The organism is Microbacterium sp. TWP3-1-2b2 (genome assembly GCF_049896145.1).
GTDB lineage: Bacteria > Actinomycetota > Actinomycetes > Actinomycetales > Microbacteriaceae > Microbacterium.
In genome coordinates this window covers 2,033,464-2,046,354 of sequence record NZ_JAFCTS010000001.1, presented here as the reverse complement: position 1 = coordinate 2,046,354, position 12,891 = coordinate 2,033,464, and the positions used below count along the sequence as shown (strand labels likewise).

At 65.2% G+C, this 12,891-nt stretch carries 15 protein-coding genes; 13 read left to right on the top strand and 2 right to left on the bottom strand.

The window, feature by feature from the left end; all coding sequences use genetic code 11:
* Positions 1-8: 8 nt before the first annotated feature.
* Entirely contained in the window at positions 9-1,184 is a 1,176-nt protein-coding gene (locus tag ACP7AR_RS10140) for an alcohol dehydrogenase catalytic domain-containing protein (RefSeq protein WP_426185315.1), read from the bottom strand.
* 216 nt (positions 1,185-1,400) lie between these two features.
* On the opposite strand from ACP7AR_RS10140, the gene ACP7AR_RS10135 reads away from it, so the two are divergent.
* From ACP7AR_RS10135 to ACP7AR_RS10090, 10 genes are all read left to right on the top strand, one after another.
* Entirely contained in the window at positions 1,401-2,204 is an 804-nt protein-coding gene (locus tag ACP7AR_RS10135) for an SDR family oxidoreductase (protein ID WP_426185313.1), read from the top strand.
* The gene (locus ACP7AR_RS10130; RefSeq protein ID WP_426185311.1) at positions 2,185-3,252 is read left to right on the top strand and encodes an FUSC family protein; all 1,068 of its coding nucleotides are present in this window, start codon (positions 2,185-2,187) and stop codon (positions 3,250-3,252) included. Before ACP7AR_RS10135 ends, ACP7AR_RS10130 begins: the two co-directional genes overlap by 20 nt.
* Before the next feature lie 118 nt (positions 3,253-3,370).
* Positions 3,371-3,826, top strand: coding sequence for an SRPBCC family protein (locus ACP7AR_RS10125; RefSeq protein ID WP_426185309.1), 456 nt, complete (start codon positions 3,371-3,373; stop codon positions 3,824-3,826).
* A 44-nt stretch (positions 3,827-3,870) separates the two neighbouring features.
* The gene (locus ACP7AR_RS10120; RefSeq protein WP_426185307.1) at positions 3,871-4,182 is read left to right on the top strand and encodes a hypothetical protein; all 312 of its coding nucleotides are present in this window, start codon (positions 3,871-3,873) and stop codon (positions 4,180-4,182) included.
* 69 nt (positions 4,183-4,251) lie between these two features.
* Positions 4,252-5,235, top strand: a complete 984-nt coding sequence (locus tag ACP7AR_RS10115; RefSeq protein ID WP_426185305.1) for a YihY/virulence factor BrkB family protein — start codon at positions 4,252-4,254, stop codon at positions 5,233-5,235.
* A gap of 58 nt (positions 5,236-5,293) precedes the next feature.
* Positions 5,294-6,619 carry an APC family permease gene (locus tag ACP7AR_RS10110; RefSeq protein WP_426185303.1) on the top strand — a complete coding sequence of 442 codons (1,326 nt, stop codon included), beginning with the start codon at positions 5,294-5,296 and terminating at the stop codon, positions 6,617-6,619.
* A complete protein-coding gene (locus ACP7AR_RS10105) occupies positions 6,609-7,091 on the top strand; it encodes a GNAT family N-acetyltransferase (RefSeq protein ID WP_426185301.1) in 483 nt (160 codons plus the stop codon). Before ACP7AR_RS10110 ends, ACP7AR_RS10105 begins: the two co-directional genes overlap by 11 nt.
* A 92-nt stretch (positions 7,092-7,183) precedes the next feature.
* On the top strand, positions 7,184-7,363 hold the full coding sequence (locus ACP7AR_RS10100) for a hypothetical protein (protein ID WP_426185299.1): 180 nt from the start codon (positions 7,184-7,186) through the stop codon (positions 7,361-7,363).
* A 179-nt stretch (positions 7,364-7,542) separates the two neighbouring features.
* Positions 7,543-7,707 (top strand): hypothetical protein, encoded by a 165-nt coding sequence (locus ACP7AR_RS10095; RefSeq protein ID WP_243228339.1) that lies wholly within the window; start codon positions 7,543-7,545, stop codon positions 7,705-7,707.
* Positions 7,700-8,338 (top strand): flavodoxin family protein, encoded by a 639-nt coding sequence (locus ACP7AR_RS10090; RefSeq protein WP_426185297.1) that lies wholly within the window; start codon positions 7,700-7,702, stop codon positions 8,336-8,338. The genes ACP7AR_RS10095 and ACP7AR_RS10090 overlap by 8 nt, the downstream gene beginning before the upstream one ends.
* A 1-nt stretch (position 8,339) precedes the next feature.
* On the opposite strand, the gene ACP7AR_RS10085 is transcribed toward ACP7AR_RS10090, so the two are convergent.
* Positions 8,340-9,386, bottom strand: a complete 1,047-nt coding sequence (locus tag ACP7AR_RS10085; RefSeq protein ID WP_426185295.1) for an NAD(P)-dependent alcohol dehydrogenase — start codon at positions 9,384-9,386, stop codon at positions 8,340-8,342.
* 269 nt (positions 9,387-9,655) lie between these two features.
* Between ACP7AR_RS10085 and ACP7AR_RS10080 the strand changes: the two genes are divergently transcribed.
* Genes ACP7AR_RS10080 through ACP7AR_RS10070 form a run of 3 tightly spaced genes read left to right on the top strand, consistent with a single transcriptional unit; the run spans position 9,656 to position 12,878 of the window.
* Positions 9,656-10,690 (top strand): zinc-dependent alcohol dehydrogenase family protein, encoded by a 1,035-nt coding sequence (locus tag ACP7AR_RS10080; protein ID WP_426185293.1) that lies wholly within the window; start codon positions 9,656-9,658, stop codon positions 10,688-10,690.
* Positions 10,687-11,358, top strand: a complete 672-nt coding sequence (locus ACP7AR_RS10075; RefSeq protein WP_426185291.1) for a DUF2291 family protein — start codon at positions 10,687-10,689, stop codon at positions 11,356-11,358. Before ACP7AR_RS10080 ends, ACP7AR_RS10075 begins: the two co-directional genes overlap by 4 nt.
* Positions 11,355-12,878 carry a sugar ABC transporter ATP-binding protein gene (locus ACP7AR_RS10070; protein ID WP_426185289.1) on the top strand — a complete coding sequence of 508 codons (1,524 nt, stop codon included), beginning with the start codon at positions 11,355-11,357 and terminating at the stop codon, positions 12,876-12,878. The genes ACP7AR_RS10075 and ACP7AR_RS10070 overlap by 4 nt, the downstream gene beginning before the upstream one ends.
* Positions 12,879-12,891: the final 13 nt, after the last annotated feature.

Genomic DNA, 12,891 nt, shown 5'->3' with positions numbered 1-12,891 from the left:
CGCGCTCGTCAGGGGTTCAACACGACCTTGATGCAACCGTCCTCCTTGCGCTGGAACTTCCCGTACAGCTCCGGTGCCTCATCGAGTGACGCATGGTGCGTCGCGAGGTCGAGTACGCCGAGTGGGTCTGCCGGGTCCTCGACGAGAGGCAGGATCGCATCCGCCCAGTTCTTGACGTTGCACTGGCCCATGCGCAGGCTGAGCTGCTTGTCGAACATCGTCTTCATCGGCAGTATGTCGGCGTCGCCGGCGTACACCCCGCTGAGCGAGACCGTCCCGCCTCTGCGTACGAGGTCGATCGCGGCGTAGACCGCAGCAAGACGATCGATGCCGGCCTTGTCGAGCATGGGCCTGGCGACAGCATCCGGAAGCAGCCCGACTGCCCTTTGAAGGAACTCCGCCGCGCCGTTGCCGTGCGCTTCCAGTCCCACGGCGTCGACGACGGAATCGGCTCCGCGCCCATCCGTGAGATCACGCAGTTCGTCGACGACCGAGTCCGTCAGATCGTACGTGAGCACACCGTGGCGCTCTGCCATGGCACGGCGCTCCGGGACGGGATCCACAGCGAGCACCCGATATCCGCGGTGGATGCCGATGCGGGAGACGAACTGACCGACGGGACCGAGTCCCATCACGGCGAGCGTGCCGCCGTCGGGCACGTGCGCATACTCGACGCCCTGCCATGCCGTCGGCAGGATGTCACTGAGATAGAGATATCGGTCGTCGGGGAGATCTGCCCCGACGCGGATGTGGTTGTAATCAGCCAGCGGCACGCGCAGGTACTCGGCCTGGCCTCCCGGAATCTGGCCGTACAGCTTCGAGAATCCGAAAAGAGAGGCGCCACTGCCGTACTCGCGTACCTGCGTGGTCTCGCACTGCGACTGCAGACCGTGGCGGCACATGAAGCAGTGTCCGCAGGAGATGTTGAAGGGGATCACAACGCGATCGCCGACGGCGAGCTGCGTGACGTCTGACCCGACCTCCACCACGGTGCCCATCGGTTCATGGCCGAGGATGTCGCCGCGGTCGAGGAATGGCCCCAGCAACTCATACAGGTGCAGATCCGAGCCGCAGATCGCCGACGAGGTCACCTTGATGATGGCATCCGTCGGTTGCTCGATGATCGGATCCTCCACCTCCTCGACTGTGACGTTGCGCTTGCCCTGCCAGGTGAGTGCCTTCATGTCTTCCTCCGTCTCGTTACGGTGACACTCGCAGATCATCATTGCGACGCCAATCGGGTTGACAACAGCTGTCGTCGCGGGCACAGTCGCATTCGGCGGCCGCAGACGTCGCGCTCATCAGGAATGTGACTGCCAGGGACGCTGTCAACCCCCGACCAGAATCTGGTCACCGGGGGCGAGACTGAAGCACCGCAATGAGTAGATTCGGAGCGAACGATGAAAGCTGACCCCCAACCCCGTCGCGCGATCGTCACGGGCTCCGACTCCGGAATCGGCCGTGCGACCGCGGTCGCACTCGCCGCTGCGGGCCTCGAAGTCGGCGTCACCTGGCACACCGATCGAGAAGGGGCGGAGCAGACCGCAGCCGAGGTGCGCAGTCATGGCTCCAGGGCGATCGTCGCTCAGCTCGATGTGACCGACATCCCGGCCTGCGGCGATGTGATCGACGCAATGATCGATGAGCTCGGTGGTCTCGATGTCTTCGTGAACAACGCCGGCATCGGCACACGGACCCCCTTCCTCGATATCTCTCTCGAGGAGTGGAACCGCGTCTTCGACACGGACCTGACCGGCGCCTTCGTGTGCTTGCAACGCGCCGCTCGTTCGATGGTCGCAGCCGGCCGAGGTGGACGCCTCATCGCCGTCACGAGTGTGCATGCACATCAGCCCATGGTCGGATCGAGTGCGTATGACGCGGCGAAGCATGGCCTCAGCGGGCTCATGAAGAACTTGGCTCTCGAGCTCGGTGCACATGGCATCAGTGCGGTCAGCGTGGCCCCGGGCGAGATCGCGACGTCGATGACCGATCAGACCGACAGCGATCCGAGGCACAAGGATCGCCCCGGTATTCCGCTGGGTCGGCCGGGCGACGCCCGCGAGGTCGCCGCGCTCATCGCATTCCTGGCGTCACCAGAGGCTGCGTACATCTCCGGCACATCGCTGGTCATCGATGGCGGCATGCTGCAGATGGGACCGCAGGCCGGAGCAGACATGACTGAGCATGCCTGGCGAACGGTTTGAGTCGCTGAGGAACGCCGTCAGCTCGGCGCGCCTGCTCATCGCCGCGAAGACGGCGCTCGCAGTAGGGATCGCCTGGACTGTCGCCCAGTACACGCCCGGCGTGACGGACGAGTACCCGTACTACGCCCCGCTCGGTGCCCTGCTGAGCATGTATCCGACGCTGATGGAGTCTGCCAAGTCGGGCCTGCAGACGCTGTTCGCACTGGTGGCAGGCATCGCCCTCGCCCTGCTGGTCGTCGTCACCGTCGGACCGACCTGGTGGTCCATACCCATCGTCGCCGGAGTCGGTGTTCTGCTGTCCGGTACCGGCTGGTTCGGCGTGGGACGGGAATATGTGCCGATCGCGGCGCTGTTCGTGCTGATCGTCGGCGGTCAGGATTCGGACGACTACTCGCTGGGATACCTCACTCAGATGGCAGTCGGAGTAGCCGTGGGACTCGCCGTCAATCTGCTGATCGCGCCAAGCACGCTCACCGCCGCTGCAGCGGCCAGAGTAGAGACCTTTCGCGGACTGCTCGCGCGACATCTGCATGAGATCGGCAAGGCGGTGTCGGATTCGTGGCCACCTGAGCGTGACGGATGGGTGCAGGATGCGGCTGCGTTGGCCGACACCTCGCGGGAGGTGCGCCAGGCGCTGGACGACGCGGACACGAGCCGAAAGGGAAACCCACGCGCGATGCGGGGCCGACACGGGACCGCCGACGTCCACGACCGGCTGGGGACGCTGGAGCTGATCGCCGTCCGCATCCGCGACATCTCCGAGACGCTCGCCGACGCGATCTGGGAGCGACCAGGCGGGCTCGGGCTGGACCCTGCGCTCGCCGAGCCCCTGAGCGAGGCATGCCATCGCGTCGCAGACTGCATCGACGGGAGAGAAGACGATTCCGCCGATGCGCATGAGGTCCGTGAACGCGCAGCGCGGTCGGTCCGAGCTCTGCTCGAGACGGTGAACGAGGTGACCGTCAGCTCCGGTCAGGCGATCGGCCCCGGCGTCGTCATCAGCATGCATCTGCGGAGGATCCTGCTCCTGCTGCGATCGCATGAGTGATCGGTCCGAGCGGCAGATGCACACGATCGCGCATCCGTGCGGCGACGTCAAGGCCCTGATGCTACGCGCGACGATCGTGCTGAATGGAGATCACGTCAACCGACCAGAGGAGAGAATCATGGCGCAGATCATCGAGACCATCGACGTCGACGTCCCCGTCAGCGTGGCGTACAACCAGTGGACCCAGTTCGAGAGCTTTCCGGAGTTCCTCGACGAGGTCGTCTCACTGACACAGGTGTCAGACACTCTGACCCGATGGAAGGTCAACGTCGGGGGAGCGGAGCGTGAGTTCGACGCGGAGATCACTGAGCAGCATCCAGACGAACGCGTCGCCTGGACGAGCACCGGTGGCGAGACGGAGCACGCGGGAGCGGTCACTTTCCACAAGCTCACCGACTCGTCCACGCGGGTGACCGTGCAACTCGACTGGGAGCCGAAAGGGCTTCTGGAGAGTATCGGCGCCGTCGTCGGAGCGGGCTCCCACGCCGTCAAGAAGGACCTGAAGAACTTCAAGGAGTTCATCGAGCGTCGCGGCAGCGAGAGCGGGGCGTGGCGAGGCGACATCGACGCGTGACCGAGGCGTTCGAGACACCCTCCGTCATGCGCTACGGTCAGCGTATGGGCTCAATTCAGTACGGCGGGTCTGAGGACCCGATTCACATCGAGGATCGCGCGCTGGCGCACCTCAAAGTCGTGATCGCGACGAAGCTTCGTCGCCAGGAGTCCTTCACGCTCTCATGGAAGCATGCCGAAGGCGACCCGGCTGGTCGCTCCACGATCTGGGTGCACCCGTCGATACCGCTGCGATTCGTCTTCGACGAACCGGATGCCACGCCGCTGAACGCGCGCTGGATCGAAGAACTGATGCACTCCGCGAATTCCACCGGCGGCATCTTCTTGGTCGATGAGGTGCTCGAGCCGCAGAGCTGAATCCAGCAATGTGACGAGGACAGTGTCAAGGGGCATCGTGTTCCCCGGAAGGGGCACGAGAGTGTGGGGATGACCACACACGCATGGACTTTCGCGATCAGGCGGATCATCCGGGCGTTCGCGGCGGACGGTTGCGCCGATACCGCCGCGAGCCTCGCCTTCTATGCGATCCTCGCTCTGCTGCCGGCGTCGATGGTCGGGTTCTCGATCCTCAGCGTTCTCGGGCGCGACGATGAGACGGCGCAGATCCTTCTCGAGGTCGTGCGTGCCGTCGCGCCGGAGGAAGCGGCGCGCGGGGTCGGCGATTTCCTCAAGGAACTCGCCGACCTGCGGATGTCCGGCCTTCTGCTCGTCTTCGGTGTGCTGCTGTCGATCTGGTCTGTAGGACGTTTCGTCGGGGTGCTCGGACGTGGGATGAACAAGATCTACGGCGTGGAGGAGGGGCGCCCCATCTGGTCGCTCAAACTGACTCAACTCGCCATCGCCGTGGTCACCATCGTCTGCGCCGTGATCGCCGCACTGCTCATCGTCGGCTCCGGGCCCGTCGCGCACGCGATCGGCAACGCACTCGGTATGGGCGAGATCGCACTTTTCGTCTGGCGCATCGGGAGATGGCCACTGCTTGTTCTCCTCGTCGTGTTCGTCATCGCATTCCTCTACTACTTCACCCCGAATGTCCGACCGCCCCGGTTCCGCTTGATCAGCCTTGGTGCCGTCGTGGCGATCGCGGTGCTGGCGATCGCATCCGCCGGTTTCGGTCTCTACATCGCGAACTTCTCGAACTACGACCGCGTCTATGGTTCTTTTGCCGGCATCATCGCCTTCGCGCTGTGGATGTGGATCGCGAACATGGCACTGCTGGTCGGTGTCGAGTTCGACGCGGAGTTGGAGCGGATCCGTGAGCTCCGCGCCGGCGTGCCCGCCGAGACTCAGGTGCAGCTGCCGTTGCGCGACGCCGGACGCATCGCCACGGTCGTGCGCAGGGACAGGGCCGATGCAGCAGCGGCCCGTCAGATACGTGAAAAGGCGACGGAAACCGACGACGGGACATGAAACCCGGTCTGTTGTCAAGGGCTGGGAGAGCATTCGCGTCGGGCCTTAGGTTTGCACGATGACGAAAGAGACCCCAGCGCCCTCACGACTGCGTCGCGCGATCTCCGGACCGATGCTCTTCGCTTTCATCCTGGGAGACGTCCTCGGCGCAGGGATCTACGCCCTCATGGGCGTGCTCTCCGAGCAGGTGGGCGGCATGCTCTGGGCACCGCTCCTGCTGGCGCTGCTGCTCGCGCTTCTGACAGCAGGCTCGTACGCCGAACTCGTCACGAAGTATCCGCGCGCCGGAGGTGCGGCCGTCTTCGCGGAGCGTGCATTCCGCAGCCGCATCATTTCGTTCCTGGTCGGATTCAGCATGCTCGCGGCGGGTGTCGTGAGTGCGGCCGGACTCGCGATCGCATTCGCGGGGGACTACCTGCAGACGTTCCTGCCCGTGCCTCCGATCCTCGCAGCGATGGTGTTCCTCGTTCTCATCGGCGCACTCAACGCCCGTGGCATCCGCGAGTCGATGGGCGCGAACCTCGTGATGACGGCGATCGAACTGAGCGGGCTCGTGATCGTCATCGCCGTCGTCGGGTTCTTCGTCGCAGGCGGGGGTGGCGACGTCACACGCGTCATGGAGACGCCGGACGGCACCGGCGCCGGGTTCGCGGTGCTGGGCGGCGCCATCATCGCCTACTACTCCTTCGTCGGCTTCGAGACGTCGGCGAACGTGATCGAGGAGGTCAAGGATCCGTCCAAGACCTACCCGAAGGCGTTGTTCGCCGCCCTTCTCACTGCCGGGGTCGTCTACATGCTGGTCGGTCTCGCGAGCGCAGTTGCACTGCCCCCGGAAGAGCTTCAACAGTCCAGCGGTCCGCTCCTCGCCGTCGTCGAGGCGACCGGCGTGGGGGTGCCATCCTGGCTGTTCAGTCTGATCGCCCTTGTCGCCGTCGCCAATGGCGCGCTGCTCACCATGATCATGGCGAGCAGGCTCGCCTACGGGATGGCGGAACAGGGCCTCCTGCCGAGCGGGCTGGGGCGCGTGCTCCCTCGCCGGAAGACCCCCTGGGTGGCGATTCTGGTCACGACCATCGTGGCGATGCTGCTGACGCTGATCGGCGACCTCGCGACGCTGGCGGAGACCGTGGTGCTTCTGCTGCTGTTCGTCTTCCTGAGCGCGAACGTCTCCGTCCTGGTCCTGCGCCGCGACCGCGTCGAGCACGACCATTTCCGAGTGTGGACGTTCGTTCCTTGGCTCGGCATCGCGTCCTGCATCCTGCTGTTGACTCAGCAGCGCGGGATCGTGTGGCTGTTCGGCGCTGCGCTGCTCGCAGTCGGTCTTGGGCTCTTCGCCCTCGCGCAGTGGGCGCGGCGACGTGAAGGAGTACGGCATGGCGAATGATCCGGACGTCACTCTGGCGAGAATCTCGCCCAACGACGCCGGCGAGGTCCTGACGATCCAGCGGGCGGCCTTCGCATCAGAGGCCTTGATCTACGGCACGGCCGACATGCCCCCGCTCACGCAGACCCTCGAGGAGCTGCAGGCCGAGCTGATGGATGCGAACGGCTGGGTCGCCAGGGTCGGCTCGCGCCTGGTGGGGGCGATCCGGGTCAGGGAGACGGACGAACTGCTGCTCATCGGACGGATCGCCATCGCCCCGGACATGCAGGGCTCAGGGATCGGCAGAAGCCTGCTCGCGGCCGCGGAACGCGACACCCGAGCGCCCGAGGCCGAGCTGTTCACCGGCAGTCTGAGTGAGGCCAACGTGCGACTGTACGAGAGCTGCGGCTATCGGATCACCGAGAGCGTGGATCAGGGCGACGGCACGATGCAGCTCTTCATGCGCAAGCGCCTCGGCACCCCTGCGGGCTGAGAGTTATACCCCCGAAGCTGTCACCGGTCAACCCGATCGGATGGCACCGTTCACGGGGCTAGCGTGGTCCCATCAGACGAAAGGATGCCATCATGTCGAACCCGAACATCGTGCCGGTGCCACCGCCGGATGATGACGACGAACTGGCGACGATGGATGTCGACGGGGATGCCGTGCTCGATCCCGACATCGACGAAAGTCTCATCGACAGCGCGACTGCTGACCGCCTCGCGAGCGAAGAGGAGTCCGACGGCACGGGCGCGGCCGAATAGCGGACCGGGTGTCAGAGCCCGTGTCCCGCAGTAGCGCGGCCAGCAACGCGGGCCGCGTGATTACCATCGCGCGATTTGGACGTCAACCCCCACGACGCAACCCGCCGAACCTGCCACTCTTATACGCACATGAGGGACGGCCACCGTCGCCCTTCACCACAAAGGTCAGGAGTACCAGCATGAACATCGCACTTGTCGTAATCATTGTTATCGCGATCGTCTTGGCCATCGTCGGAGGACTCAACGCAGCACTCAACTGGCTGCTCTGGGTTGCTCTCATCGTGGGCGTGATCGCCCTGATCGCCTTCCTGTTCCGGGTCATAGGCGGCCGCAACCGTGTCTGACATCCCCCAGGATGTCTCGAGCGTGCAGTTGACGGCACTCGTCGTCAACTGCACGCTCAAGCCATCGCCGGCTGAGTCGAGCTCAGAGGTGATGGGCGGCCAGCTCTCGACATTCCTCGCCGAACGCGGCGTGGAGTGCGAGAGCGTTCGGGCCGTCGACCACGTCATCCTTCCCGGCGTGGAGAAAGACATGGGAGAAGGCGATGAATGGCCGGCGCTGCGCGAGAAGGTGCTGAGCGCCGACGTTCTCGTGTTCGTGACGCCGACCTGGCTCGGACAGCATTCGAGCGTCGCTCAGCGGGTACTCGAACGCCTCGACGCCGAGTTGAGCGAGACGGATGCTGACGGGCGGCCGATCCTTTTCGACAAGGTCGCCGTCGCCGGTGTCGTCGGAAACGAGGACGGCGCCCACCACATCACCGCCGTGCTGTTCCAGGCACTCAACGACGTCGGGTTCACGGTTCCGGCGCAGGGGTGCGTGTACTGGAACGGTGAGGCGATGCACACCACCGACTACAAGGACCTGGATCAGACCCCCGAGAAGGTGAGCGCGTCGATAAGCACTGCGCTCACGAACGCCATCCACCTGGCGCGGCTTCTGCGTGAGTCGAGCTACCCGGCATCCAGCTGATCTAGCCGCGGCGGTGTGGCTGCACGACCGACTTGATCGTGTCCGGATCCGCCGTGGACTCGAGCGCGTCCTTGACCCGGTCCAAGGAGAATGTGCCGGTCACCATCGCATCGAGATCGACCTGACCTGATGCGACGAGGGCGATCGCGGCCGGCCACGTGTTCGCATAGCGGAACACGCCCGTCAGTACGAGTTCCTTGTTCTGGATCTGAGTGATCGGCAACGCCAGCTCGGGCAGCCCCATTCCGACGAGCACGGCGCGCCCACCTGCTCGAAGAGCATCGATTCCGCTCCGAACTGCCGCAGCAGCCCCTGAGGCGTCCACGAACGAGTCGGCGCCGATCGTGCGGATCGCATCCGCGTCGGCCACAGGATCGAGAGCCGCGGTCGCGCCGAATCGCAGCGCGGCGTGTCGACGCGCCTCGCTGATGTCGGAGACGAGGACCTCCGAGGCGCCCGACGCCCTGGCGACCTGCGCGACGGCGAGACCGACCGGGCCTGCGCCGGTGATCAGCACACGGTCACCGACCGAGAAGGCGGCTTTGCGCCCTGTCGCCACGGCGACGGACAGCGGTTCGAGCAGGGCGGCGGCCCAATCGCTCACGGAGTCCGGAACCGCGAAGGCGAAATGACTCTGGATCGTGACGTACTCCTGGAAGGCGCCATCCGTGCCCGGAACCGCGTAGAAGCGCATGTGCGGGTCGAGGTTGTAGTCACCGCGGAGCGTCTCGGCGGATGTCGTCGACGGATGCTGCGGTTCGATCGAGACCCGTTCTCCGACGCGGTCCGGCGAGACATCCGCGCCGACCGCGACGATCACACCGCCGGACTCGTGACCGAGCACGAGCGGCTCTTCCACGACCCAGTCGCCGAGGCGCCCATCGTGGAAGAAGTGCACATCGGAGCCGCACACGCCCACCGCGGTGACCTTCACGAGAACCTCGTCCGCTGCCGGTGTCGGGACCCGACGCTCCTGCAGTTCGACGTGGCCGGGTCGGGTGAGCACATTGGCGAACATGTGCTCGGGAACGTGCGTCGTTGCAGTCATGATGCGATCTCCTCGATGCGGGTCTTCACTGTCGCGTTTCGCCGATGAACCGACCTGAGAGGAGCCATCGGCGGGCTTCTTGACACCCGATGATACCGCGAAGTATGGTGAATGTAACGTGGTCATGTTACCTGATCACAGGAACGTAACACGAGAGTAGAACCTCTCCAAGGGACCTCACGCCACTGGCACGGGTCCCGCGGTTACATCGACACATCCCAACGGCGAGACGGTGTTCGCGTCGCGGGAGACGCAAATCGGGAGCAAAGATGCGAGCAGTTGTATTCACAGCCGAGGGGCGACTTTCCCTCGAAGAGCGGCCGAAGCCCACGCCCGGCTACAAAGAGATCCTGATCGAGACGGCAGCCGTCGGCATCTGTGGAACGGACACGCACGTCTTCGACGGCGAATTCGAGGGCACTGTCTTCCCGCTCGTGCCCGGCCATGAGGCGACGGGAACGATCGTGGCACTCGGCGATGGCGTCAACAGCGGTGTGTTCGACTTCAAGGTCGGCGACCACGTCGCGATCAACCCCAGCACCACCTGCGGCGAGTGCGAGTTCTGCCTCAACGGGCACCAGAACCTCTGCCGATTCTGGAACGGATTGGGCGTCGTCGCATCAGACGGTGCGTCCCAGGAGTTCTTCACCGCACCGGCCGGCAACGTCTACACGCTCAAGCCTGAGACAGACCTCTACGAGGCCGCCCTCATCGAGCCCCTGGCCTGCGCGATCCGCGGCTGGGACGTGCTGCCACGCCGCATCGGCGACCACGTCCTCGTCTACGGAGCCGGCACGATGGGGCTGCTGATGGCTCAGCTGGCCACCCGCGCGGGCGCGGCATCGGTCAGCATCGTCGATCTGAACCCCGATCGCCTCGCGGTCGCCGAGGAATGCGGCATCGAGCTGCGGTACACATCCGCGGATGACGCCGACCGCGAGAAGTGGGACGTCGTCATCGACTGCACCGGAAACCTGCGCGCCATCGAAGACGCGCTGACCCGGGTCAAGCCGGCCGGCTTCTTCCAGGACTTCGGCGTCGCTCCCGCTGACGGCACCGCCAAGTTCTCGCCGTTCCGCGTCTACCGCGATGAGATCTCGATCGTCGGCACGATGGCCGTGCTCAACTCCTTCGGCCGTGCTGTCGAGATGTTCGAGGCCGGCGCGATCAACGCGAAGGCGATGATCAGCCACTCGTTCATCCTCGATGACTACGAAGAGGCGTTGGAGCTGTTCCGTCGCGGCTCGGGTCGCAAGCTGCAGATCCGACCGAACGACACCGAGTCCAGGGTGCTGATCCCGTGACCGCGCCCACCACGGCGAGTGCGCCGGTCAGGAAACCGCGGCGACCGCTGTCGACCGCTGCCAAGCGCGGCATCTGGATCGGCGCCATCGTCGTCGTCATCCTCGGCCTGGTATTGGGTACCCGAGTCGTGCCGGCTGATGACCCTCTTGCGCAGGGTACGGAGAAGTTCGATCCAGCCACCTATGGTGCCGAGGAGTTTCCCACGGTGCAGTCCGACGTCGTCGACCGTGCCGTCGAGGCGGACGTCCTCGCGGCTGCAGTCGCGGAGGACCCCGCAGCCGCCGCCGAGGAATATGCCGTGCAGAGCTCGGGCGGCCCCGTCTACAGCACGACGTTCACCGGCGTCGTCGGCGAAGGCCAATCCGGCATCTACGAGGTGGCCGTCGAGGGCCTGCCCGACGACCTCCTGATCCGAGTGCAGACCGGTCCCGCCATCAACGGCACCGAACTGCGCGATGCGACGGGTGAGATCGAGTTCGGGCAGTTCGTCAACCAGATCGACTTCCAGAACGCCGCCGCTGCATTGAACGAGGAGTTGAAGGCGCAGGTGCTCGCCGACATCGACACCGCTGCACTGACAGGGAAGACGATCGAGGTCACCGGTGCGTTCACCCTGATCAATCCGAGCTCCTGGCTCGTCACCCCGGTCGAACTGAGCGTGCAATGAACGAAGATTTCGACGACGTCGTCCTCGAGGCGCGCAACGTCGTCAAGACGTACGGCGGCACCAGAGCGCTCAAGGGCGTGAACTTCGAGATCCGTCGTGGAACGGTGACGACCCTCTTCGGAGAGAACGGCGCCGGCAAGTCGACGCTGATGAAGATCCTCTCCGGCGTTGAGCAGCCGACCTCCGGCGAAATCATCCTTGACGGGGAGCCGGTCGTCTTCCATTCCACGAACGACGCGCGAGAGCGCGGCATCTCGATCATCCATCAGGAGCTGAGTCTCGCCCCGAACCTCTCGGTGCGCGACAACATCTTCATGGGCCGCGAGATCACCGGGCCGTTCGGGATCGACTTCGCGGAGGAGGCGCGTCAGACGCGCGAGCTACTCGCCGATCTGCTTCCCGGCGTCGAACCCGACACGCATGTCAACGATCTGCGCGTCGGCCAGCAGCAGATCATCGAGATCGCCCGGGCGCTCTCCGTGAACTCGCGCATCCTCATCATGGATGAGCCGACATCCGCATTGGCGGCAGCCGAGGTGGAGATCCTCTTCGGGATCATCCACGATCTCACCGCCCGTGGCGTGGCCATCGTGTACATCTCGCACCACCTCGAGGAGGCGCTCGAAGTCACCGATCATGCCGTCGTCCTGCGAGACGGATCCATGACCGCGAAGGACGAGCGGTCGAACATCGATCTCGAGTGGATCGTGCGGAACATGGTCGGCGACAACTTCGACCTCGGATCGCCACCCAGCGGATACGAGTTCGGAGACACGATCCTCAGCATCCGCGACCTCCGCGTCCTCGATCCGGAGAACCCGGAGCGCTCGATCGTGAACGGACTCAGCCTCGATGTGAAAGCGGGCGAGATCGTCTGCCTCTACGGGCTGATGGGTGCTGGACGCACCGAACTGCTCGAGGCGGTCGCCGGGCGCGATCGGATCGACGGCGGCGAGATCCTGCTGGACGGCACCGCCCTCGGCGATGACACGATCGCAGAGCGCATCGCGCTCGGCATCGGACTCGTGCCTGAGGATCGGCAGCGCGACGGGCTCGTGCAGACGTTCGACGTCGGCACGAACCTCACCCTCGCGAGCCTCGGCGACTCGCTGCGCAACGGCGTGCTCTCGCGTCGGACCGAGAAGAAGATCGCTCAGGATCTCATCCGCACGGTGACCGTGAAGACGCCGGGACCCGAGCTGCCGATCGGGTCGCTCTCCGGAGGGAACCAGCAGAAGGTCGTCATCGGCAAGGTCATCGCGACCGATCCGCGGGTGATGCTCCTCGACGAACCGAGTCGCGGCATCGACATCGGCGCCAAGGGCGAGGTCTTCCGACTTCTCGCCGAGCGTGCCCGCGAGGGTCTCGCCGTCGTGTATTCGACATCAGAGGTGGGCGAATGCCTCAGCATCGCCCACCGCATCATCGTCCTGCGACGCGGCCAGATCTCCGCCGAGTTCGGTCCGGACGCCACGAAGGAAATGATCATGGCCGCCTCCGGCGAGGCCGTGGCCGCGTAGAGAACTTGAGAAC